The 23761-nt window shown below is 73.7% G+C and carries 19 protein-coding genes; 13 read left to right on the plus strand and 6 right to left on the minus strand.

Annotated elements, in window-relative coordinates; genetic code table 11:
• Window positions 1–159: 159 nt before the first annotated feature.
• The 6 genes from AB0P06_RS20465 (at window position 160) to AB0P06_RS20490 (ending at window position 3662) form a co-directional block, all read left to right on the plus strand.
• Entirely contained in the window at window positions 160–963 is an 804-nt protein-coding gene (locus tag AB0P06_RS20465) for an ABC transporter ATP-binding protein (RefSeq protein ID WP_363609348.1), read from the plus strand.
• Complete coding sequence (locus AB0P06_RS20470; RefSeq protein ID WP_363609205.1) at window positions 950–1852, plus strand: ABC transporter permease; 903 nt, start codon at window positions 950–952, stop codon at window positions 1850–1852. Before AB0P06_RS20465 ends, AB0P06_RS20470 begins: the two co-directional genes overlap by 14 nt.
• 11 nt (window positions 1853–1863) lie before the next feature.
• Window positions 1864–2655 (plus strand): sirohydrochlorin chelatase, encoded by a 792-nt coding sequence (locus tag AB0P06_RS20475; protein WP_363609207.1) that lies wholly within the window; start codon window positions 1864–1866, stop codon window positions 2653–2655.
• Between the two features lie 41 nt (window positions 2656–2696).
• Entirely contained in the window at window positions 2697–2885 is a 189-nt protein-coding gene (locus AB0P06_RS20480; RefSeq protein ID WP_363609209.1) for a hypothetical protein, read from the plus strand.
• A gap of 244 nt (window positions 2886–3129) precedes the next feature.
• The gene (locus AB0P06_RS20485) at window positions 3130–3471 is read left to right on the plus strand and encodes a helix-turn-helix transcriptional regulator (protein WP_363609211.1); all 342 of its coding nucleotides are present in this window, start codon (window positions 3130–3132) and stop codon (window positions 3469–3471) included.
• The gene (locus AB0P06_RS20490) at window positions 3453–3662 is read left to right on the plus strand and encodes a DUF397 domain-containing protein (protein WP_363609213.1); all 210 of its coding nucleotides are present in this window, start codon (window positions 3453–3455) and stop codon (window positions 3660–3662) included. Before AB0P06_RS20485 ends, AB0P06_RS20490 begins: the two co-directional genes overlap by 19 nt.
• 71 nt (window positions 3663–3733) lie before the next feature.
• Here the strand turns inward: AB0P06_RS20490 and AB0P06_RS20495 are convergent, their stop codons facing one another.
• The 3 genes from AB0P06_RS20495 to AB0P06_RS20505 all read right to left on the minus strand — a co-directional run bounded on the left by AB0P06_RS20495 (window position 3734) and on the right by AB0P06_RS20505 (window position 8238).
• The gene (locus tag AB0P06_RS20495) at window positions 3734–5398 is read right to left on the minus strand and encodes a DEAD/DEAH box helicase (RefSeq protein ID WP_363609215.1); all 1665 of its coding nucleotides are present in this window, start codon (window positions 5396–5398) and stop codon (window positions 3734–3736) included.
• A 157-nt stretch (window positions 5399–5555) separates the two neighbouring features.
• Window positions 5556–5759, minus strand: a complete 204-nt coding sequence (locus AB0P06_RS20500; RefSeq protein ID WP_363609217.1) for a cold-shock protein — start codon at window positions 5757–5759, stop codon at window positions 5556–5558.
• 298 nt (window positions 5760–6057) lie between these two features.
• A complete protein-coding gene (locus tag AB0P06_RS20505) occupies window positions 6058–8238 on the minus strand; it encodes an MMPL family transporter (protein ID WP_363609219.1) in 2181 nt (726 codons plus the stop codon).
• Window positions 8239–8762: 524 nt separating this feature from the next.
• Between AB0P06_RS20505 and AB0P06_RS20510 the strand changes: the two genes are divergently transcribed.
• The 4 genes from AB0P06_RS20510 (at window position 8763) to AB0P06_RS20525 (ending at window position 14230) form a co-directional block, all read left to right on the plus strand.
• Window positions 8763–11021, plus strand: a complete 2259-nt coding sequence (locus tag AB0P06_RS20510) for an MMPL family transporter (RefSeq protein ID WP_363609349.1) — start codon at window positions 8763–8765, stop codon at window positions 11019–11021.
• A gap of 159 nt (window positions 11022–11180) precedes the next feature.
• Entirely contained in the window at window positions 11181–12074 is an 894-nt protein-coding gene (locus AB0P06_RS20515) for an aminoglycoside phosphotransferase family protein (RefSeq protein WP_363609221.1), read from the plus strand.
• A gap of 105 nt (window positions 12075–12179) precedes the next feature.
• Window positions 12180–13268, plus strand: a complete 1089-nt coding sequence (locus AB0P06_RS20520; RefSeq protein ID WP_363609223.1) for a polysaccharide deacetylase family protein — start codon at window positions 12180–12182, stop codon at window positions 13266–13268.
• A gap of 218 nt (window positions 13269–13486) precedes the next feature.
• The gene (locus AB0P06_RS20525) at window positions 13487–14230 is read left to right on the plus strand and encodes a hypothetical protein (RefSeq protein ID WP_363609225.1); all 744 of its coding nucleotides are present in this window, start codon (window positions 13487–13489) and stop codon (window positions 14228–14230) included.
• Between the two features lie 10 nt (window positions 14231–14240).
• Here the strand turns inward: AB0P06_RS20525 and AB0P06_RS20530 are convergent, their stop codons facing one another.
• The 3 genes from AB0P06_RS20530 to AB0P06_RS20540 all read right to left on the minus strand — a co-directional run bounded on the left by AB0P06_RS20530 (window position 14241) and on the right by AB0P06_RS20540 (window position 16876).
• On the minus strand, window positions 14241–14942 hold the full coding sequence (locus tag AB0P06_RS20530) for an exonuclease domain-containing protein (RefSeq protein ID WP_363609227.1): 702 nt from the start codon (window positions 14940–14942) through the stop codon (window positions 14241–14243).
• A gap of 105 nt (window positions 14943–15047) precedes the next feature.
• Complete coding sequence (locus AB0P06_RS20535; RefSeq protein ID WP_363609229.1) at window positions 15048–15530, minus strand: GNAT family N-acetyltransferase; 483 nt, start codon at window positions 15528–15530, stop codon at window positions 15048–15050.
• Window positions 15531–15598: 68 nt separating this feature from the next.
• Entirely contained in the window at window positions 15599–16876 is a 1278-nt protein-coding gene (locus AB0P06_RS20540; protein WP_363609231.1) for an SAV2148 family HEPN domain-containing protein, read from the minus strand.
• Between the two features lie 428 nt (window positions 16877–17304).
• Between AB0P06_RS20540 and glgX the strand changes: the two genes are divergently transcribed.
• The 3 genes from glgX to treZ all read left to right on the plus strand — a co-directional run bounded on the left by glgX (window position 17305) and on the right by treZ (window position 23735).
• The gene (gene glgX / locus AB0P06_RS20545; RefSeq protein ID WP_363609233.1) at window positions 17305–19422 is read left to right on the plus strand and encodes a glycogen debranching protein GlgX; all 2118 of its coding nucleotides are present in this window, start codon (window positions 17305–17307) and stop codon (window positions 19420–19422) included.
• Between the two features lie 69 nt (window positions 19423–19491).
• Window positions 19492–22008, plus strand: coding sequence for a malto-oligosyltrehalose synthase (gene treY, locus AB0P06_RS20550; protein ID WP_363609235.1), 2517 nt, complete (start codon window positions 19492–19494; stop codon window positions 22006–22008).
• Window positions 22005–23735 carry a malto-oligosyltrehalose trehalohydrolase gene (treZ, locus tag AB0P06_RS20555; protein WP_363609237.1) on the plus strand — a complete coding sequence of 577 codons (1731 nt, stop codon included), beginning with the start codon at window positions 22005–22007 and terminating at the stop codon, window positions 23733–23735. The genes treY and treZ overlap by 4 nt, the downstream gene beginning before the upstream one ends.
• Window positions 23736–23761 lie beyond the last annotated feature (26 nt).

Here is a 23761-nt window from a genome sequence, read left to right on the forward strand (position 1 = left end):
GCTCCGCGGTCCGGACCCCGCCCGCCCGGTCGATGCCCAATCGATGCCCGCAAGCACGGGACGGGCGGGGCCGGACCCCGGCCCCGCGTCGCCAGCCTCTCCCTCCCTGCCCGCCAACGGCAGGAGGGGCCCATGACCACTCATGCAGGAGGTGCCCGGATGTCCCCGGCACTGACCACCTCGGAAGACGCCACCGGCGTCGACGCCCGCGGCGGCTCGCCCGCCGTCCGGATCTCGCACGTGCACAAGTCCTTCGGCCGCGCAGGCTCGGAGACCCCCGTCCTGGACGACATCACGCTCGATGTCGCGCCGGGAGAGTTCGTCACGCTGCTCGGAGCCTCGGGCTGCGGCAAGTCCACCCTGCTCAACCTGGTCGCCGGACTCGACAAGCCCACCGCGGGCTCGATCGAGGTGGCCGGGGGTCGCCCCGCGCTGATGTTCCAGGAGCACGCGCTGTTCCCCTGGCTCACGGCCGGCAAGAACATCGAACTGGCCCTGCGGCTCAACGGCGTGGCCCGCCCCGAACGCAAGGCCGAGGCCGAGCGGCTGCTCGAACTCGTCCGCCTCGGCGGCTCGTACGGCAAGCGCGTGCACGAGCTCTCCGGCGGCATGCGCCAGCGCGTGGCGATGGCCCGCGCGCTCGCCCAGGGCGGCTCGGTGCTGCTGATGGACGAACCGTTCGCCGCGCTCGACGCCATCACCCGGGACGTCCTGCACGACGAGATCACCCGGATCTGGGCCGAGCGGCAGCTCTCCGTCCTGTTCGTCACCCACAACGTGCGGGAGGCCGTCCGGCTCGCCCAGCGCGTGGTGCTGCTCTCCTCCCGTCCCGGCCGGGTCGCCCGTGAGTGGCGGATCGACCTGCCACAGCCGCGCCGGATCGAGTCCGCCGGTGTCGCCGACCTGTCCATCGAGATCACCGAAGAACTGCGTGGGGAGATCCGTCGCCATGGCCAGCACTGACACCACCCCGGTCCTGGACAAGGCCGCGCCCACCGACTCGGCCGACGTCGGGGCCGGCCTGGACGCGCTGGACTCCGTCACCGCGCAGCGCAGTTCGCTCGGCGAGGTGCTCCGGCAGAAGGCGCTGCCGCCGCTGCTCGGCGTGGTGCTGGTGCTCGCCCTCTGGCAGGGCGCCTACAGCCTGCACCTCACCCCCTCGTACAAGCTGCCCAGCCCGGCCGACGTCCTGGGGGCCGCAGGGGACCTCTGGACGGAAGGCACGCTGTTCTCGATCATCTGGACCAGCGTCTGGCGCGGCCTGTCCGGCTTCGTGGTCGCCGTCGTCATCGGCACCCCGATCGGCCTGGTGGTCGCCCGGGTCAAGCCGGTGCGGGCCGCCCTCGGGCCGGTGCTCTCCGGTCTGCAGTCGCTGCCGTCGGTCGCCTGGGTGCCGGCCGCCGTCATCTGGCTCGGCATCAACGACTCGATGATGTACGCGGTGATCCTGCTCGGCGCCGTCCCGTCCATCGCCAACGGGCTGGTGTCCGGCATCGACCAGGTGCCGCCGCTGTTCCTGCGGGCCGGACGGACCATCGGCGCCACCGGCCTGGCCGGGGCCAGGCACATCCTGCTGCCGGCCGCGCTGCCCGGCTACCTGGCCGGCCTCAAGCAGGGCTGGGCGTTCTCCTGGCGCTCCCTGATGGCGGCCGAACTCGTCGCCTCCTCCCCCGACCTGGGCCTGGGCCTGGGCCGGTACCTGGAGAACCAGCGGGAGTTCTCCGACATGGCCGGGGTGCTGCTCGGTATCATCCTCATCCTGTTCGTCGGGATCGCCATCGAGCTCCTGGTGTTCACCCCGATCGAGCGCCGGGTGCTGCGCAACCGCGGCCTGCTGGCCGCCGTCAAGTAAGGCCGCTCCGCATGCTCCGCAGGAACGAAGGCCGGCTGTCCGCCGCCACCACCCCGGTGGCGGCGGGCGGCCCCGCCCTGCTGCTGATCGCCCACGGCAGCCGCGACCCCCGGCACGCCGCGACGGTGGCCGCGCTGGTCGGGCAGGTCCGCGCCCTGCGGCCCGGCCTGGAGGTGGCCACCGCCTACCTGGACCACTGCGCGCCGCGCATCCCGCAGGTGGTCGCCCGCCTCACCGCCGCCGTGGCCGTGCCGCTGCTGCTCAACCGCGCCTTCCACGCCAAGCACGACATCCCCGCCGCCCTGCGCGCGGCCGGCGCCGCCCTGCCCGTGGCGGACGTGCTCGGCCCCTCGCCGCTGCTGCTCGCCGCCCTGGACCGCCGCCTCGCCGAGGCCGGGCTGGACGTCTCCTCCGCCGCCGTCCGGGCCCGCACCGGTGTCGTCCTCGCCGCCGCGGGCTCCTCCGACCCGGCCGCCGACGCCGCCACCCGGGCGGTGGCCGCCGAGTGGCGCCGCACCCGCGGCTGGGCCGCCGCCGAGGTCGCCTACGCCTCCGCCGCCGGGCCCCGCGTCCCCGACGCCGTCGCCGCCCTGCGCGCCGCGGGCGCCCGGCAGGTCGCCGTCGCGCCGTACCTGCTCGCCCCCGGCCTCCTCCCGGACCGCATCGCGACCGCCGCCGAGGACGCCGGCGCCGACCTCCTGGCCGGCGTCCTGGGCCCCGCCCCCGAGGTCGCCCGCCTCCTCCTGACCCGCTACGACGCCGCCCGCTCGGCCACCCTCGCCGCCCCGGCCCGCACCGCCTGAGCCACCCGCAGCGACGGGTACGGGGTCGGTAGCCTCGTGACATGAGTGTCGCCCACGACCGCCAACCCGAACTCCCCGACCTCATCGGGCGACTGAGTGCCGGGCAGGCCGAGGAGATCCGCCGTCACACACTCCGCCCGACGGGTGAGGGCGAGACCCCGCCACGCCCCCGGCTGAGCTTCACCGGGACAGGCGTCAGCGCCAACCCCAACCTCGCCGCCGAGGCCTAGACCACGAGCGACACCCTCGCGCGAACGGCCGAACCGGCCGAGACCCGAGGCCCCGGAGGCTGATCTTCCGGCTGGAGACAACGACCCCATCTTGGGAATCCTGCGATCCATCACCATGTTCCAACCGCCACAGGTAGCTCTGTGCTCATGAACTCTCACAATCCGTACCCACGACGGACCTTGCTGGCGTACGATCGGCCTCATCTCCTGACAGGAGACTGACGCCTTCCCAGGTTGGTGAACCATGGTGAATCGAAAGCAACTTGATCCGTCATCAAGCCACTGGGCGCCTTTCGGCGTGCAACTTCGCAGGTCACGCGAGGCTGCGGGGCTGACGCAGGCAGAGTTGGCCAGGAAGGTCGGTTACGACCCCTCGTACGTCTCCTACACCGAACTTGCATCCCGCGAGGCGCCCAGCGAGCAGTTCGCGCGCAAGGTCGACGAAGTACTGAACACAGGCGGCACGCTGGTGCTGATGTGGTTCCAGCACAAGCACACGGCCCTGCTAGCACTGTCGAGGGCCGATTCCCTTGCCATGATCCGCGCCGTCCGGGAGGAACCATCCCCATGTCCAGCACTGACCTGACCCGCGCACACTGGATCAAGTCCAGCTACAGCAGCAACGGCGGCGCATGCGTCGAGGTCGCGCCGGGGTTCGCCGGCCTCATGCCCGTCCGCGACTCCAAGGACCCGGCCGGCCCCGCTCTGATCTTCCCGGCCGACGCCTGGCAGTCCTTCGTGGCGGCCGTCCAGGATGGCGAGTTCGGCACGGTCTGACCGTTGCCCACAGGAGTGCAGAACGGCCCGGCACCCCTCGTCAGGGGTGCCGGGCCGTTGGTCAGGTGGCGTCAGTCCGACTTGCGGCGCTGGCGGCCGGTGCCGTAGTTGGAGCCGGACTTGGTGCCGGAGCCGGGCTTGGCGCGACCGGAGGAGCGGCCGATGAAGCCGGCCGCCTGGCGGGAGCCGCCGCCGCCCTGGCCGCCGCCGGCCGCGCCCATGCGCTGCTTGGGGCGGGGGCGGCGGGGGTTGCCGTTCATGTCGACGTCGGTCGGCAGGCCGGAGCGCTTGGCGGGGCGGCGGCGCGGGGCGCCGGCCTTCCCGTCCGCGGCGGCGGCCGGCTGGGTGACGACCGGGACGGCCACCGTGACCGGCACGCCGCTGGGGGTGCGGGCGCCGGTGATGCGGCTGAGCTCGGCGTCGCCGGGGCGGATCTTGGTGGTGGTCGGGCGGATGCCGGCCACCGTCATCAGCCGGCTGACCTCGCGGCGCTGCTCGGGCAGGACCAGGGTGACGACCGTGCCGGACTCGCCGGCCCGGGCGGTGCGGCCGCCGCGGTGCAGGTAGTCCTTGTGGTCGATCGGCGGATCGACGTTGACGACCAGGTCGAGGCCGTCGATGTGGATGCCGCGGGCGGCGACGTTGGTGGCGATCAGCGCGGTGACGTGGCCGTCGCGGAACTGGTCGAGCACCCGGTTGCGCTGCGGCTGGGACTTGCCGCCGTGCAGGGCGGCCGCCTTCACGCCGTTGGCCAGCAGCTGCTTGGCGAGGCGGTCGGCGCCGTGCTTGGTGTGCACGAACATGATCAGGCGCCCCTCGCGGGAGGCGATGTGCGCGGTGGCGGACGCCTTGTCGGACGCGTCCAGCTGGAGCACGTGGTGGTCCATGGTGGTCACCGCGCCGGCCGACGGGTCGACCGAGTGGGTCACCGGGTCGGTCAGGAAGCGCCGCACCAGGCGGTCCACGTTGCGGTCCAGGGTGGCGGAGAACAGCATCCGCTGCCCGCCCTCGGCGACCTGCTCCAGCAGCTTGGTGACCTGCGGCAGGAAGCCCATGTCGGCCATCTGGTCGGCCTCGTCGAGGACCGTGATGGCGACGTGGTCCAGCCGGACGTCGCCGCGGTTGATCAGGTCGTCCAGCCGGCCCGGGGTGGCGACCAGGACCTCGGCGCCGCGGCGCACGGCGTTGGCCTGCCGGGTGATCGACATGCCGCCGACGACGGTGGCGATCCGCAGGTTGACCGCGGTGGCGTAGGGGGTGAGCGCGTCGGTCACCTGCTGGGCCAGCTCGCGGGTGGGTACCAGGACGAGCGCCAGCGGGTACCGGGCGTCGGCGCGACGGCCGGCCGTGCGGGCGAGCAGCGGCAGGCCGAAGGCGAGGGTCTTGCCGGAGCCGGTGCGGCCGCGGCCGAGCACGTCGCGGCCGGCCATGGAGTCCGGCAGGGTGGCGGCCTGGATCGGGAACGGCTCGATGACACCCTCACGGGTGAGCGCGCTCAGGATGCCCTTGGGCAGCTCCAGCTCGGCGAAGCTCGCCACCGGCGGGCGGGGCGGGGTGCCCTCGACCACGGTGAAGTCGGCGGGCTCGGCGGCGCGCGGGGCGCTCTTGCGGGGTGCGCCGTTGCGGGGGGCGCCACCACGGGTGCCGGCGCTGCGCGGTGCACCCGCGCCGGTGTTGCGGCTGCGGGGCTTACGGTTGCGGTCGCCCTCGCGGGGCGAGCGGGCAGGGGTGGTCACGGAGTCTCCGTCCGGTCGTCTGGCACCCCGGGATCGGGGCGGTTCGGCCGTCGGGAGTCAGGTGCCGCCCCGGCCGTTCGGCGGCATGGGCGAGGGCCCGCACCGTGCGGTACGGGCCCTCGCTGCGCGAGATCGCGAGTCAGCTCTGTGGCTGGACTCAGATGACGCGGATGTGCTCGGCCTGCGGGCCCTTCTGGCCCTGCGTGACGTCGAACTCGACCTTCTGGCCCTCGACGAGCTCACGGAAGCCCTGCGCCTCGATGTTCGAGTAGTGGGCGAACACGTCGGCGCCGCCACCGTCCTGCTCGATGAAGCCGAAGCCCTTTTCGCTGTTGAACCACTTCACGGTGCCGGTAGCCATAACCGTCTCCTCTAAAAACTGGGGCATCGGAACCCGCACCTCGCGGGCCCCAAAGTAGCCGCGATCCCCATCCGGAGACTGAAACACCGGACAAAACAAATGCGCCTGTTGGTTGGAACCAGCAGGCGCACACACACGTTCATGGGAACCAAAACTGCAACTGGTTCGACTGTAGCACGACGACACCCCGAGTGACCGGGGCTTTTTTGCCCAGCACGTCACGTTTGCCGGCCGGGGAAAGGGGGCAGGCGGCACCCCCCGAAGAGAGTACCGCCCGCCCCTGGCCGACTACGAACGGTCAGTGCCGTCCGGCCGGTTCCGGTACGTCGTGCGCGCCGGCGAGCGGCGCCGGGCCGGAACCGTGGCCGACGGTGTCGCCGTGGCCGGGCCACCAGGCGCGGTGGCCGAGCAGCGCGGTGAGCGCCGGGGTGAAGAACATCGACATCACGAAGGCCGAGACGATGATGCCGATGGCGATCGAGAAGCCCATCTCGCTGAGCATGGTGTTGCCCGCGAGCAGCATGGTGGCGAAGGTCGCCGCCAGGATGAACCCGGCCGCGGCCACCGTCGGACCACCGTGGCGGATCGCCTGACCGGCCGCCTCGCGCGGGCTGCGGCCCTCCCGGGCCTCCTCCCGCAGGCGGGCGATCATCAGGATGTTGTAGTCGGTGCCGATCGCCACCACGAACAGGTAGATGAAGATCGGCAGCATGAACATCAGTCCCGCCTCGCCCTTCATGTCCTGGAAGACCAGCTTGGTGGCGCCGAGGGTGGCGCCGAAGCCGAGGCCGACCGAGGCCATCAGGTACCAGGGGGCGACCACGCTGCGCAGCAGCAGGCCGAGGATGATCATGATCAGCAGGGCGGCGACCGGGAAGACCAGCGTGTAGTCGTGCACCATCGCCGTGTTGATGTCCTTGTACACGGAGCTGGTGCCGGCGACGTACGCCTTGGTGCCGGCCGGGGCCTTGTCGTGAGCGACATCACGGACCGCGCCGATGGTGTCGATGGCCGCGTTGCTGGCCGACTCGTCCTTCAGCACCACGGTGATGTCGGCGGTGAGGCCGTCCGCGCTGATGTTGCGCGCCGGGTCGGCCAGGACAGCGCCGCTGACGCCGTCGACCTTGCCGAGCTCCGCCACGTAGCCCTGGAGGCCGGCGGCGTCGAGCTTGGTGCCGTTCTGGCTGGAGACGTAGACGTGGGCGGGGTCGGCGGCGCCGGCCGAGTACGCCTTGATCATCGTGTCCTGGACGACCATCGACTCCTTGGTCTTCGGCATGGAGCTGCCGGCCAGGTCGAAGGTGCCCTTGTAGCCGAGGGCGGCGAGCGCCAGGCCGACCATCACCAGACCGGAGACCAGGGCGGCCATGGCCGGGCGGCGGCTGACGCCGCGGCCGATCGCGGCGAAGCGGGCGCTGGAGGGCTCGCGCTGCCAGGCCTTGGACGGCCAGAACAGCACCCGCTCCGGGATCAGGCAGAGGATCGCCGGCACCAGGGTGACCGAGGCGACCGCGGTGACCGCCACGGCGATGGCCAGCGAGGGGCCGAGCGCCTTGAACATGCCGAGGCTGGAGAGGACGAGCACCGCGAAGGCGACCACGACGGCGCCGGCCGCGGAGGCGATCGCCTCGCCGACCCGGCCGACGGCGTTGGCCACGGCCTCCTTGCGGGTGTCCCCGGCCCGCAGCCGTTCGCGGTAGCGGAACATCAGGAACAGGAAGTAGTCGGTACCGACGCCGTACAGCACCACGATCAGGATCGCGGACATCGAGTTGTCGGCCTTGAGGCCGAACAGCTTGCTGGCGTCGGCGATCAGCCCGTTGGCGACCATCGAGTAGATGGCCACCGAGATGACCGGCAGCAGCGCGATGATCGGGCTGCGGAAGATGATCCCCAGCGTGAGCAGGATGATCACGATGGTGCCGACGCCGATCAGCATCTCCGCCGTCTTGCCGGAGTCCTTCTGGTCCAGGGCGCTCGCGGCCGGGCCGCCGACCTGGAACTTCAGGGCGCTGCCGGAAGCGAGCGAAGTCCCCTCCTCGCGCAGCTTCTTGGCGGCGTCGCTGTACTCGTCGGTCTGCATCTTCGACTTGTCGATGGCGACCATCGACATGGCGTACTTGCCGTCCTTGGAGACGGACTCGTCACTGACCGGGAGGACCTTCTGGACCAGCGGGATGTTCTTGTCGGTCAGGCCCTGCACGACCTTGGCCATGGCGGCCTTGTCCGCTTCGTCCAGCTTGCCGCCGTCGGTACGCTCGAAGAGCAGCAGCGCCGACGGCGAGACGGCGGACGGGAAGGCCTTCTCCTGGACCTGCATGGCCTGGATGGACTCGTAGTGCTTGGGCAGGAACGCCGACTCGTCCGTGTTGGCGGTCAGCTTGGGCGCCGTCCCGATGATCGCGATGGCCGCGACCATCCACGCCGCGATCACCCACCAGGCGTAGCGGACGACGAATTGTCCTATTCGGTGGAACATGCTCGTGATGCCTCCTGGGCATGACTCACCGCAGCCCTGAGGGACGGGACGTCGGGCGACGGCAGGACCGGCGGGGAACGCGGAGCCCCCTTGCCGGTCGGCAGGTAAGTGTTCAGAGGACATCATCCTACGAGAACTTGCTTGCCGCCCGGCAAGCAGCCCCCGTGGCCGACCCCCTCAGGGTCGCCGAACGGTGAGCCCCGACCATCTTCACCCGCCGGACGACCCCCGTACCTCGTACTCGGGGTGGAGACCGCTCCCCCTCAGGGTGGACTTCCCTCCCCCACCCCGAGGGAGGAGACATCAGGGTAGGGGGGTAGGGATAACCCCACCCCTCCCCCGAGGAAACCCCCAGGAAGAACTCCCCCGCCAGCCGGATACCTGGTCAACGGCCTTTTCCCTACTGTCGATTGCGACGCCGGGCGCACCGCCCGCGACCTGATCCCGCCGGGGTGGCCACCGCCGCTCACCCGGCGATGACCGCCGCTCTCCCTGGGGGAAATCCCGTGAAGACCAAGCTCGGCATGGCTGCCTCGATGGGCGCCTGGAGCGCCCGGAACAGAAAGACAGCCGTCTTCGGCTGGCTGCTCTTCGTCGTCCTCGCCACCTTCCTCGGCGGCCTGCACGGCAGCGAGAAGGTCGCCGACTCCGAGTCGATGCCGGGCCAGGTCGCCCGCGCCGCCAAGATCCTCGACGAGGCAGGCCTCAAGCCCCCCGCCAGTGAGACCGTCCTCGTCCAGAGCACCGCGCTGACCGCCGACGCCCCGACCTTCCGAACCGCCGTCGACCAGGTGGTGAGCGCCGTCAACGGCACCGGCAAGGCCGAAGGTGTCCAATCCCCGTACGACACCAAGGCGGTCTCCGCGGACGGGCACTCGGCGCTCGTCCAGTTCACCGTCAAGGGCGAGCGCAAGGAGGCCGTCGAGAACGTCCCGGCCATCATGGACGCCGTCGCCCAGGTGCAGAAGCAGCACCCGGACCTGACCGTGGTCGAGCTGGGCGACGCCAGCTCCAACAAGTGGATCCAGGACCAGTTCTCCGACGACTTCGCCCGCGCCGAGTGGACCGCCGTGCCGCTCGCGCTCGGCATCCTGCTGATCGCCTTCGGCGCGCTGGTCGCCGCCGTGCTGCCGGTGGTGCTGGCCATCACCGCCTTCGTCGCGGCCGGCGGGCTGGTCGCGCTGAGCAGCGGCTTCCTGCACACCAGCGACAACGCCAGCTCGGTGATGCTGCTGGTCGGCCTCGCGGTCGGCGTCGACTACTGCCTCTTCTACCTGCGCCGCGAGCGCGAGGAGCGGGCCGCCGGGCGCGACCTGGAGACCGCGCTGAAGATCGCCGCCGCCACCAGCGGCCGGGCCGTCCTGGTCTCCGGTGTCACCGTCGTGGTCGCCATGGCCGGCATGTTCCTCACCGGCATCGCCGAGTTCCAGGCCATGTCCTACGCCACCATCGTGGTCGTGATCACCGCCGTGCTGGGCTCGCTGACCGTCCTGCCCGCGCTGCTGTCGATGCTCGGCGACAAGGTCGAGAAGGGCCGCGTCCCGCTGCTGGCCCGGCTGCGCCGCCCGGACGCCGCCGCGACCGGCGGCCGGGTCTGGAACGCCGTCCTCACCCCCGTGCTGCGCCACCCGCTGGCCGCCACCGTGCTCGCCGGGGCGCTCCTGGTCGGCCTCGCCGCGCCGATGCTGACCATGCACACCGCCAACCTCACCTTCCAGCAGCAGCTGCCCAAGGGCAACGAACTGGTCACCACCTCGGAGAAGATCGAGGCCGCCTTCCCCGGCAGCCCCGCCCCCGCCACCGTGGTGATCAAGGCCACCGACATCACCTCCCCGGCGATGACCGCCGCGATCGCCGACCTCAGGACCAGGGCCCTGGCCAGCGGCCGGATGCACGGCCCGATCGAGGTCGCCGTGCACCCCGAGAAGAACATCGCCACCGTCGACATCCCGCTGCAGGGCAGCGGCAACGACACCGCCAGCAACGACGCGCTGAAGACGTTGCGCGGCGAGATCGTGCCCGCCACCGTGCTCAAGGTGCCCGGCACCGAGGCCCCGGTCACCGGCCGCACCGCCGGCTCCTACGACTTCAACGCGAAGATGACCGGCTCGATGCCGCTGGTCTTCGGCTTCGTGGTGCTCTTCGCCTTCCTGCTGATGCTGACCTCGTTCCGCTCGCTGGCCGTCGCCGCCACCGCCGTGGTGCTCAACCTGCTCTCGGTCGGCGCCGCGTACGGGGTGCTGACGCTGGTCTTCCAGCACGGGGTGGGCGCCTCGCTGCTGGGCACCGCCGGGGTCGGCGCGGTCGAGTCCTGGGTGCCGCTCTTCCTCTTCGTGATCCTCTTCGGCCTCTCGATGGACTACCACGTCTTCGTGGTCTCCCGGATCAAGGAGGGCCGCGACCGCGGCCTGCCGACCCGGACGGCCATCGCGCACGGCATCCGTTCCACGGCCGGGGTGGTCACCAGCGCCGCGGTGATCATGGTGGCGGTGTTCGGGGTCTTCGGCACCCTCTCCATGCAGGCGATGAAGCAGATGGGCGTCGGCCTGGCGGTCGCGGTGCTGATCGACGCGACCGTGATCCGCGCGGTGCTGCTGCCCTCGGTGATGACCCTGCTCGGCGAGCGCAACTGGTACCTGCCGTCCTGGCTGCGCTGGCTGCCCGAGCTCTCGCACGGCGAGAGCTTCCCGCCGGTCGATGCCGGCCAGGTTTCGCAGGGCACCGTCCCCGCCCCCGCCGGCGCCCCGGCGGAGGGGGCGCGGCACCGCCGGATCGAGGTCTGACACCACCACCGGCACCACACCACCACCGGAACCACCGGCTCCTCCGCTCCACGGCCGGGCCCCGCGTCACGCGGGGCCCGGCCCTCGTGCGTCATGATGATCACCGTCCCCCACCCCCGGCCGAGCCGCTCGGCCACCCCGAGGAACGGAGCCGCGTCCATGATCCCCTTCGACGAGGGCCGCGCCCGGCTGCTGCTCGCCCACGCCTGCGAGTCCGCCGGCCTGCCCGGCCCGGGCAACGCCCGGCTGCTGGCGCTCGGCGAGAACGCCGTCTTCGACCTCGGCGACCCGGCCGTGGTCGCCAAGGTCGGCCGCGGCCCCGAGCTCTACGACCGGGCCCACCACGAGCTGGCCGTCGCCGACTGGCTGGCCGGGCAGGGCATCCCGGTGGTCCGCCCGTACGACGCCGTCGAGCCCGAGCCGCAGCTCGCCCACGGGCACCCCGTCACCTTCTGGCACCGGCTCGCGCCCCCCGAGCGGCCCGCCCGCCCCGCCGACCTCGCCCCGCTGCTGCGCGCCCTGCACCGGCTGCCGCTGCCGCCCTTCCCGCTGGCCCGGCGCGACCTGCTGGCCCCGGTCGAACGCTGGCTGGCCTCGGCCGAGGGACACGTCGACCCCGTCGACGTCGCCTTCCTGCGCCACCGCCGGGACGCCTTCACCGCCGCCCTGCCGGACCTGACCCCGCATCTGACGCCGGGGCTGATCCACGGCGACGCACTGCCACGCAACGTCCACGTCGGCCCGGACGGCCCGGTCCTGCTCGACCTGGAGAACGTCTCGCACGACCTGCGCGAGCACGACCTGGTGGTGCTCGCGCTCAGCCACGACCGGTACGGCGTACCGGGTGAGGACTACCGGGCGTTCACCGAGGGGTACGGCTGGGACGTCCGCGAGTGGCCCGGCTTCGCGGTGCTGCGCGGGGCCCGCGAGACGGCCAGCGCCTCCTGGGTGGCGCAGCAGGCGCCGGGCAATCCGGCCGCGCTCGCCGAGTTCCGCCGCCGGGTGGACTCGCTGCGCGAGGGGGCGACGGACGTGCACTGGTACCCGTTCTGACCGGACGGGGACGCAACCGGGAGGCCTGGCACCGGCGTCCCACCGGAGAGTCGCCCTGCCCTGACCGAGGGATCGCGCCGCCTCACCATCTCAGGAGCCGCCGCCATGCCTGAGCACGCCACCCCGCCACGACCGTCGTCGAGCCCCTCCGTCCCGCCGAGGCCGCCGCGTCCGTCGTGTCCGTCGGTCCGGCGCCTTCGCCCGCTGATCACGGGCTGCCTCGCGGTGGCCGCCTCGCTGGCCCTGGCGGCCTGCGGCACGGCCAACGGGGCGCTCCAGCCGCAGCCGGGCACCGGCGCGCCGTCGGTGCCCGGCGCACCGTCCGGTGGGCCGCCCGGCGGTCCGTCCGTCGTCCCGGCGCCGGGCTCGGACGGCGTGCCGGTCTCCGCCCCCACCCCGCCCGGCCGGCCGACCGGCACCCCGAAGCCGTCCGCGCCCAGGCCCGCGACGGGCGCCGCCACACCGCCGACCGCGTCGAAGCCGCCGGTCCGGACGCCCTCGCAGCCCCCGCAGCCCCCGACGACGCCGGCCGCCCCGCCGGCCACCGGGGCCCAGACCCCGCCCGCGCAGCCCGCTCCGCCCGCGAGCGGTGGATCCGCCGCGGTCGTCCGCTCCACCGCCTCCGGCGGACGGACCGTGGCGCTCACCTTCGACGACGGCCCGGGCCCCGCCACCGGCCAGATCCTGGACCTGCTCGCGCAGTACGGCGTCAAGGCGACGTTCTGCCAGATCGGCCGGCAGGCCGCGGCCGACCCCGCGATGGTCAGGCGTGTCCTGGCGGCCGGCCACCGGCTCTGCGACCACACCGTGCACCACCCGCAGCCGTTCGCCGCGCTCCCGCACGACAAGGCCGTGTACGAGATCTCCGCCGCCAAGGACATGATCGTCCGGGCCGGCGGGCCGGGCACCGGGGTCGGCTGGTTCCGCGCCCCCGGCGGCGGGTTCAACGCCGACAACGAGCGCATCTCCGCCGACCTGGGCATGCGGCCGCTCGGCTGGTCCGTGGACCCGCGCGACTGGTCCCGCCCTGGCGTCGCCTCGATCGTCTCCACCGTGCGGAGCCAGCTGAAGCCCGGCGGCGTGATCCTGCTGCACGACGGCGGCGGCGACCGCAGCCAAACCGTGGCCGCGCTGCGGCAGTTGATCCCCTGGCTGATCGCCCAGGGCTACCGCTTCGACTTCCCGGCGAGCTGAACTCCCCTATCTCCGACACCTGGACCCGCTGCACCCGGGCACCGCCCGGGTCACCTTCCCCACGCCCGGCCCCGCCGACGCCGCCCCCGACCGCGATGGCGACCCGCGGCTGGTCGACGAGCTGGAGCGGCTGTCCGCCCTGCACCGCGAAGGCGCCCTGGACGCCGCCGAGTTCGCCCTCGCCAAGACCCGGGCCCTCGGGCGCGACCCGGCTGAGCGTGCGTGATAGCGTCGATCTCTTCTCCGGCACGCCGGACGAGGTCCCCCCGCAGGTGATCGTGACCGACCCCGACCAGCGGCTCCGCACCGCGCTCGACGCGCTGGACGCCGCCTTCGCACCGTTCTCCGACCAGCCGTTCGACGTGGGCGGCTGCGCCTACTGCTACCCCGACGCCGGGCTCGCGGCGCTCGCCGGGCCCGCCCGGCTGGTGCCCGAGGAGCTGATCCCGTCCGTCTCCGCCAAATCGATCGGCCACTGGGACGACGGTCCGGGCCTGTACCGAAAAATGACGCCCCGAATCGTCCGGGCGCTGGCCACCGGCCGGCTGCACGTCGACCACGGCCTGATCGCCTCCCGGCTGCTCGAAGCCGGCTGGCGCGACTGGCCGGGCCCCGAGCGGGAGGCGCTGGACGCGGTCTGGTCGGCCTGGTGGCGGGCGACCCTGCACCGGCACCCCGGCGTCGCCCCCGTCACCGGCGTGCTGGAGACGATCGCCGTCAGTACCGGCTCCCTGGCACCGTGGCTCGGCATCTGGGCCGCGACCCGCACCGAGGCGGCGGAGCGCCACCTCTCCGACGCCATGGCCGGCTGGCTGTCCTACGGGCAGCTCTCCGGGCTCCGGCTCGGCTTCTACGACGAGCTGGACGCCACGGCCGAGTTGCTGCCCTGGCTGCTCTCCCTGGGCGAGGACCGGATCGGCGCCGCCCAGCTGTACGAGGTGGAGAAGATCGCGTACAGCTGAGCCGATGGGCTCAGCGCAGCGGCCAGCGGGGGTCGATGACGGCCTGCGGGTCCTTGGCGCGGCGCAGCCAGGCCTGGAGGCCCTCCGCCCAGTCGTGGTGCCAGCCGATCTGGAGGTCGTGCAGCTCGGCCAGCGGGACGTCGCCGACCTGGCCGGGGTAGCGCTCGGCGAGGGCGACGGCGACCCGGACGGCGGCCAGCGCGTCGCTGCCGGCCTCGTGCGCGTCGGTCAGCTCCACGCCGTACACCTCGCAGACCCGCTGGAGGGTGCGGGAGCCCTTGCGGTACTTGTCCACGGCCCGGTCGATGACCAGCGCGTCCAGCACCGGCGCGACCGGGCCGCCGAGCCGCTCGGCGAGCGGCGCCAGGCCGTGGCGGCGCAGTTCGGCGTCGAGCAGCGAGAGGTCGAAGGGCGCGTTGAAGGCGACCACCGGGCGGCCGGCGGCGAGCCGTTCGCACAGCGCCGCGGCTATCTCGTCCACCGCCTCCTTGGCCGGGCGGCCCTTGCTCCGGGCCAGGTCGTCGCCGATGCCGTGGATCGCCTCGGCCTCGGCGGGGATCGGGACACCGGGGTCGAGCAGCCAGCCGGTGGCGCTCAGCCGGCGGGCTCCGACGGTGTCCACGAGGGCGGCCGTGACGATGCGGGACGCGGCCGGGTCCGTACCCGTGGTCTCCAGGTCGAAGCCGACCAGTGGCTGCTGCCACCAGCTCATAGGGGTGTGTCCTTCCGTCCGGTTGGTCGAAGCAGCCCCTATCATCGCCCGCCCCACCGACAATGCCGCCGCTGGGGCGGGCGGGCCCGGCCCAGCGGCCCCCTGCTACGCGGCGGTCGCCTCGCGCGACCCGGCCGGGCGGACCAGGCGGACGTCGACCGGGTCCTCGGACTCCAGGGCGAAGCCGTGGCGTTCGTAGAGGCGGCGGGCGGCGCTGCCCCGGAGCACGTCGAGCCGGACGGGCTCGCCCGCGGCGTCGGCGGCGGCCAGGACGGTGCGCAGGACGGCGGAGCCGAGGCCGCGGCCCTGGTGGTGCGGGGCGAGGTAGAAGTGCTCCAGCAGCCGGCCGCCCTGCTCGGCGGGGCGGACGGTGACGCAGCCCGCGAACTCGCCGTCCACCAGGACGATCGAGGTGTAGCGGGTGGAGAAGGAGTCCCGCAGGCGCCGGCGGACCCGGTCCTCGTCGTAGCGGCCGAGCCGTTCGAGGTCGGGGCGCATCACCACGGCGCGGAGTTCGGCGACGGGTTCGACGTCGGCGGCCTCGGCGGTGCGCAGGGTCCAGGCGGGGGCGTCGGCGGGGCTGTTCATGGCCGTAGTCTCCCAGCCGCCTCATGGCCGTAGCACCCCAGCCGTCCGGCCACCCCGGCGAACGGCTGTCAGGACACCGGCCTGGAGTCCGCCCAGACGCCCTCGAACTCCTCGCGGTAGACCTCCAGCAGCCCGGCCTCGGTGCCGCCCGGCTGCTGGCCGGCGCCGCCGCGCAGCACCAGGGCGGGCGACTCCATGCCCCGGGCCCGCCGCAGGTAGGGCTGGACGACGCCGAGGTCGCGGGTCTGGCGGCGGCCGCCGCCGCTCTGGCCGGCCGGGCGCGGACCCTCGACCAGGTAGGCGGTGAACCGCGGGGTCTCGTCGAAGACCCGGATCTCGAAGCCGCCCTGGTCGCGCAGCCGGGCCCGGACCCGGCGGACGTGCATGATGTTCATCTCGATCGAGCGGGCCAGCTCGCCGCGGCCGAGGCCCAGCTCGCGCTCGCGGCGGCGGACCGCGCTGCTGGCCGGGTTGAGGAAGAGCAGCCGGACCCGGCAGCCGTCGGTGGCCAGGCGCACCAGCCGCTTGCCGGTGTAGTTCTGGCAGAGCATGCCGAGGCCGATGCCGAGCGCGTCCAGCCGCCGGGCGCCGTCCAGCAGGTCCTCCACCGGCAGGTCGCGCTGGAGCCGGACCCGGTCGGCGTGCACCGCGACCACGTCCGCGTAGCGGCCGGCCACCAGGGACTCGACCACGTCGGCCGGGACGCCGCCGGCGCCGCCGTCGAGCACCGCGAGCAGCCGGGCGGCGGCGCGTTCGGTCTGGGCGAGGACGGTCTGGGTGAGGACGCGGTTGCGCGAGACCACGTGCCGGGCGACCTCCAGTTCGTCCAGGGCCAGCTCGATCTCCCGCCGGTCGGCGAGGTACGGCTCGAAGCAGGGCCAGTGCTGGACCATCAGTTCGCGCAGCTGGGGCAGGGTGAGGAAGACCAGCGGGTCGTCGTCGGCCGGGTCGAGCAGATAGCCCTTGCGGCGGCTGACCTCGCGGACCGCGCCGGCCCGGTGGGCCCACTCCTCGCCGGCCGGTCCGGCCGCGGCCGTCACCCAGTCCTCGCCGTGGGCGGGGGCGTAGATGGGGTGGAGCACCTCGTCGACGAGCGAGCGCAGCCGCTGTTCGACCAGGTTGAGCCAGACGTACGCGCGCCCGGCGAGCCGGACCCGCTGGTAGGCGTCCTCCCACTCGGCGCCGGACCAGGCCAGGGCGGGGATCTCGACCGGGCCGCCCTGGGCCGGGACGACGGCGCGGCCGGTCAGGGTGGGGCGCATGACGACGGTCGGCGCCTCGCTGCGGGTGCTGCCGCGGTCGGGGCCACCGGGCCCACCGCCACGGCCGCCGGCGGGGAACACCATGCGCCACCTCACCTGGTTCCTGCTGGAGCCCCGCTTCCGCCGGTTCTGCCGGAAGGCTCTGCTGATCGTTTCTTCTGATGGATCGCCACGGACACGAAGCGGCCGGACGATCAAGAGTACTGCCCGCCGCGAGCGGCCCGCAGCCGGTTGACCGACGGGCCCGCCCCGCCACGCCCAGCCGCGCCCGGCCGCGCCCCGGCGGCCCCGGGGGCACCCGCCGATCACCCGCCGGACACCCGTTCGGGCGAACACAGGGCAAATGGTCCCGCCGCCGGGCGAAGCGTCGGGGAGTATGCGGACTGTGCCGTCCAGCGCGGCACGCGACCGCCGCACATGCCCGGCCGCCCGGCCGGGAAGAGAGCAACCGAGCCCGGAGCACAATCGGACTGCACGTCAGTTTCCGTTGACTACAGGGGAGTTGAGGACTCATGCAGGTCTGGCCAGGGGCGCCCTACCCCCTCGGTGCCACCTTCGACGGGGCCGGCACCAACTTCGCGGTGTTCTCGGAGAGCGCCGACCGGATCGAGCTCTGCCTGCTCGACGCGAACGGCTCGGAGACGGCCGTGGAGCTGCGGGAGACCGACGCCTTCGTCCGGCACGCCTACCTCCCGGGCGTCCAGCCCGGCCAGCGCTACGGATTCCGCGTCCACGGCCCGCACAACCCGGGCCTCGGCCAGCGGCACAACAGCGCCAAGCTACTGCTGGACCCGTACGCCAAGGCCATGAGCGGGCACATCGGCTGGGACGAGGCCGTCTACGGCTACCACTTCGGCGCGCCGGAGCGCCGCAACGACCTGGACTCCGCCCCGCACACCATGCACTCCGTGGTGATCAACCCGTACTTCGACTGGGGCACCGACCGCCCGCCGCGCACCGACTACCACCGCACGGTGGTCTACGAGGCCCATGTGAAGGGGCTGACCAAGCTCCACCCGGGCATCCCCGAGGAGATCCGGGGGACGTACGCGGGCCTGGCCCACCCGGCCGTGATCGAGCACCTGGCCAAGCTCGGCGTCACCGCGATCGAGCTGATGCCGGTGCACCAGTTCGTCCGCGACCACCGGCTGCGCGACCTGGGCCTGGCCAACTACTGGGGGTACAACACCATCGGCTTCTTCGCCCCGCACTCCTCCTACTCCTCCACCGGGGACCGCGGCCAGCAGGTGCAGGAGTTCAAGTCGATGGTGAAGGCCCTGCACGCGGCCGGCATCGAGGTGATCCTGGACGTCGTCTACAACCACACCGCCGAGGGCAACCACCTCGGCCCCACCCTCTCGCTGCGCGGCCTGGACAACGTCTCCTACTACCGGCTCGCCCGGGACCAGCGGTTCTACGAGGACACCACCGGCACCGGCAACAGCCTGCTGATGCGCAGCCCGCACGTGCTCCAGCTGATCATGGACTCGCTGCGCTACTGGGTCACCGAGATGCACGTGGACGGCTTCCGCTTCGACCTCGCCGCCACCCTGGCCCGGCAGTTCCACGAGGTGGACCGGCTCTCCTCCTTCTTCGACCTGGTCCAGCAGGACCCGGTGGTCTCCCAGGCCAAGCTGATCGCCGAGCCCTGGGACCTCGGCGAGGGCGGCTACCAGGTCGGCAACTTCCCCCCGCTGTGGACGGAGTGGAACGGCATGTACCGGGACACCGTCCGCGACCTGTGGCGCGGCGAGAACGCCACGCTCGCCGAGTTCGGCTCCCGGCTCACCGGCTCCTCCGACCTCTACCAGGACGACGGCCGCCGCCCGATCGCCTCCATCAACTTCGTCACCTGCCACGACGGCTTCACCCTGCGCGACCTGGTCTCCTACAACGAGAAGCACAACGAGGCCAACGGCGAGGACAACCGGGACGGCGAATCCTTCAACCGCTCCTGGAACTGCGGCGCCGAGGGCCCCTGCACCGACCCCGCCGTCGAGGAGCTGCGCGCCCGCCAGCAGCGGAACCTGATCGCCACCCTGATGCTCTCCCAGGGCGTGCCGATGCTCTCGCACGGCGACGAACTCGGCCGCACCCAGCAGGGCAACAACAACGCCTACTGCCAGGACAACGAGCTGTCCTGGATGCACTGGCCGCAGGGCGACGGCCCGGAGGCCCGGCTGCTGGAGTTCACCCAGGGCATGATCTGGCTCCGCCGCGACCACCCCGTCTTCCGCCGCCGCCGTTTCTTCCACGGCCGCCCGGTCTCCGGAACGCACGACGACCTCACCGACATCGCCTGGTTCACCCCCAGCGGGGAGGAGATGACCAAGCGCAACTGGGGCGCCAACTACGCCAAGTCGCTCACCGTCTTCCTCAACGGCTACGCCATCTCCGAGCCGGACCGGCGCGGCGGGCGGATCGTGGACGACTCCTTCCTGCTGATGTTCAACGCCCATTTCGAGCCGCTGGAGTTCACCGTCCCGGCCGACCACGGGCAGGAGTGGCAGGTCGTGGTCGACACCGCCCAGCCCCGGCTGCCCGCCCCCGGCGCCGGTGCCCGGGTCAAGGCCGGGGACGTGCTCTGGCTCACCGACCGCTCGCTGATGGTGCTGCAACGGCCCGCCTGAGCAGGTGGTTCACCTGTTCGGATCAGCAACGGGTCTTGACGGCGGGCTCGCCCGGGTAGTCATGGACACATGACCTACGCCGCCGAGCCCGCGCAGCCACGCCCGGCCGCCGTACCGTCCACCGCGGCCGCCCCGGGGCCCGCCGCCCCCACCGCCAGCTACCGGCTCCAGCTCCAGCCCGGCTTCACCCTCCGGGACGCCACCGCCGCCGTCCCCTACCTCGCCGCCCTCGGCGTCTCGCACCTGCACCTCTCCCCCCTGCTGACGGCCGCCCCCGGCTCCACCCACGGCTACGACACCGTCGACCACGGCCGGATCAGCGAGCAGCTCGGCGGCGAGGCCGCCCTGCGCGCGCTGGCCGCCGAGGCCCACCGGCACGGCCTGCGGCTGATCGCCGACGTGGTGCCCAACCACATGGCCGTCCCCGTCCCCGAACGGCTCAACCAGCCGCTCTGGCACGTCCTGCGGGACGGCCCCGACTCGCCGTACGCCCGCTGGTTCGACATCGACTGGGCGGCCCAGCCGGGGCCGGCCGACGACCCCGGCCGCGGCCGGGTCCTGCTGCCGCTGCTCGGCGGCCGGCTCGGCACCGTCCTCGACGAGTTCACCGTCGACGGCGAGGTGCTGCGCTACCACGACCACGCCTTCCCGCTCCGGCCCGGCACCGCCGGCCTCCCGCTCGACCAGCTGCTCGCCCGGCAGTGGTACCGGCTCGCCTGGTGGCGCCTCGCCCGCACCGAGCTGAACTACCGGCGGTTCTTCACCGTCAACGAGCTGATCGCCGTCCGGGTCGAGGTGCCCGAGGTGTTCGAGGCGACGCACGGCCTGCTGCTGCGGCTGCACGCCGACGGCGTCCTGGACGGCTTCCGGATCGACCACCCGGACGGCCTCGCCGACCCGCGCGGCTATCTGAACCGCTTCGCCGAGGCCACCGGCGGGGCGTACACCGTGGTCGAGAAGATCCTCACCGGCGACGAACGGCTCCCCGCGGACTGGTCGTGCGCCGGCACCACCGGGTACGACGCGCTGCGCCGGATCGACGGCGTGCTCACCGACCACGCGGGCGCCTGCCGGCTGGCGGGGGCGTACGAGGCCTTCGTCAGCGGTGTGCCCGGCGGCGGCGAGCCGTGCGCCGACCCGCACCCGGCCGTCGCCGCCGCCCGGCGCGGCCGGTCCGACATGACCGGCCCGAACGGCGAGCTGGCGGCCGAGGTCGAGCGGCTGGTCCGGATCGCCCTCCGGATCGGCGCCGACGAGCCCGCGTACGCCGACCACGCGCCCTGGCGGCTGCGGGCCGCGCTCCGGCGGGTGCTCACCGGCTACCCCGCGTACCGCCCGTACGCGCGGCCCGGCGAGCCGGTGCCGGAGGCCTCCGCCAGGCAGCTGCGGGCCGCGCTGGACGGGGCCGGGGCGGCGGACGGGGACGCCACGGACGCCCTGGTCGCGGACCTGGCGCTGGGGCGGCTCGGCGGCGGGCCGGCCAAGGAGGAGTTCTGCGCCCGCTTCGGGCAGACCGCCGCCGCCGTCGCCGCCAAGGGCGTCGAGGACACCGCCTTCTACCGGTGGAACGCCCTGCTGAGCCTCAACGAGGTCGGCGGCGAACCGGCCAGGCCCGGGCTCCCGCCCGGCGCCTTCCACGACTGGTGCCGGTACATCGAGGCGCACTGGCCGCACACCATGACGGCGCTCTCCACCCACGACACCAAACGCAGCGCCGACGCCCGGGCCCGGCTCGCCGTCCTCGCCGAGCAGCCGGACCGCTGGGCCGCCGAGGCCGCCGCCTGGTCCGCGGCCGCGGGCCCCGGCGGTGACCCGGACAGCGACTGGACGCTCTGGCAGACCCTGGTCGCCGCCTGGCCGATCGACCCGGACCGGCTGGTCACCGCCCTGCTCAAGGCCGCCCGCGAGGCCAAGCTGCGCACCTCCTGGACGGCCCCCGACGCCCGCTTCGAGCGGGCCCTCGCCGACCGCGCCCGCGCCGTCTACGGCAACCCCGGGCTGCTCCCCCGGATCGAGGGGTACGGGCACACGCTCGCGCCGTACGCCCGGGCCAACACCCTCTCCGCCGCGCTGCTGCACCTGACCGTGCCCGGGGTGCCGGACCTCTACCAGGGCGGCGAGGAGCCGCTGTACACGCTGGTGGACCCGGACAACCGGGGCGTGGTGGACCTCGGCGCGCTCGCCGTCCGGCTCACCGACTCCGCCACGGCCAGGACCGGGGACCTCGCGCGGGAGAAACTGCACCTCACCGCGGCCGCGCTCCACCTGCGGCGCGAGCGGCCGCTCGGCGCCTACCGGCCGCTGACCGCCACCGGCCGCGCCGCCGGCCATCTGCTCGCCTTCGCGCGCGGGGACGACGTGGTCACGGCGGCCACCCGGCTGCCGTACGGCCTCGAACGGGCGGGCGGCTGGCGGGACACGGTGCTGGAGCTGCCGCCGGGCCGGACCGGGAGCGGCGGACCGGGGGCGGACGCGGTGTGGACGGACGAGCTGACCGGGCGGGCTTACCCAGGGGGCGCGGTGCCGGTGGCCGAGCTGCTGGCCGCCTGCCCGGTGTCGCTGCTGACCCGGAGGGGCCGCGGGTGAGGACGTACGAGGTGTGGGCCCCGGCGGCCGCCGAACGGGTCGAGGTGGAGGTCGGCGGCGAGCGGCACGCGCTGGCCCGGGACGGCGCCCGGCCCGGCTGGTGGCACGGCGGGGCACCCACCGGGGACTACGCGTTCCGCCTGGACGGCGGCCCGCCGCTGCCCGACCCGCGCTCGCCCCGGCAGCCGTACGGGCCGGACGGGCCCAGCCGCCCGGTGGACCACGCCGCGTTCAGCTGGTCGCGGACCGGCTGGCGCGGCCGTCCGCTGCCCGGCGCCGTCCTGTACGAGCTGCACATCGGTACCTTCACCGCCGCCGGCACCTTCCAGGCCGCCACCGAACGCCTGGACCACCTGGTCGAGTTGGGCGTCGACTTCGTCGAACTGATGCCGGTCTGCCCGTTCCCCGGCCGGCACGGCTGGGGCTACGACGGGGTCTCGCTCTGGGCCGTGCACGAGCCCTACGGCGGCCCGGAGGGGCTGAAGCGCTTCGTGGACGCCGCCCACCGCAAGGGCCTCGGCGTCGTCCTGGACGTGGTGCACAACCACCTCGGCCCGTCCGGCAACCACCTTCCCCGCTTCGGCCCGTACTTCACCGACCGGCACCACACCCCGTGGGGCTCGGCGGTCAACCTGGACGCCCCCGGCTCGGACGAGGTGCGCGACTATCTGATCGGCAGCGCGCTGGCCTGGCTGCGCGACTACCGGATCGACGGCCTGCGGCTGGACGCGGTGCACGCCCTCGCCGACGACCGCGCCGTCCACTTCCTGGAACAACTCTCCGGCGCGGTCGACCGGTTGGCCGTCGCCACCAACCGCCCGCTGTTCCTCGTCGCCGAGTCCGACCTCAACTCCCCCCGCACCACGGCCCCGCGCGAGGCCGGCGGCCAGGGCCTCACCGCCCAGTGGAGCGACGACTTCCACCACGCCCTGCACACCGCGCTCACCGGTGAATCCCAGGGCTACTACGGCGACTTCGCGCGCGCGCCGCTGGCCGCCGTCGCCAAAACGCTCAGCCGCGGCTTCTTCCACGACGGCGGCCGGTCCTCGTTCCGCGGCCGCGGCCACGGCCGCCCGTTCCCGCCGGCCGGCGGACACCGGCTGCTCGGCTACCTGCAGACCCACGACCAGGTCGGCAACCGGGCGCTCGGCGACCGGATCTCGGCCGGCCTCGGCCCCGGACCGCTCGCCGCCGGGGCCGCGCTGGTGCTCACCTCGCCGTTCACCCCGATGCTGTTCATGGGCGAGGAGTGGGGCGCGACCACCCCCTGGCAGTACTTCACCGACCACACCGACCCGGACCTCGCGGAGGCCGTCCGGCAGGGCCGGCGGCGGGAGTTCACCGAGCACGGCTGGCAGGCCGGGGAGGTGCCGGACCCGCAGGAGCCGGCCACCGTACTGCGCTCCGTCCTCGACTGGACCGAACCCCGGCGCGCCCCGCACGCCGGGCTGCTCGCCTGGTACCGCACGCTGATCCGGCTGCGGCGCGCCCGGCCGGAGCTGTCCGACCCGGACCTCGCCGCCGTCCGGGTGGAGTACGACGAGGCCGCCCGCTGGCTGGTGGTGCACCGGGGGCCGTACCGGGTGGCGGTCAACCTGGGCCCCGGGGCCGCCGAGGTGCCGCTGGGCGCCGCCGGGCGGGAGACGGTGGCGTCGTTCGGCGGGTGCGGGCTCGACGGCACGGTGGCACGGCTGGCCGCCGGGTCGGTCGCGGTCGTCCGGACCTGAGCCGTCCGGCCGACCGAAGGAACCGG

It is taken from the genome of Kitasatospora sp. NPDC088351, assembly GCF_040685575.1.
In the GTDB taxonomy this organism is placed as follows: domain Bacteria; phylum Actinomycetota; class Actinomycetes; order Streptomycetales; family Streptomycetaceae; genus Kitasatospora.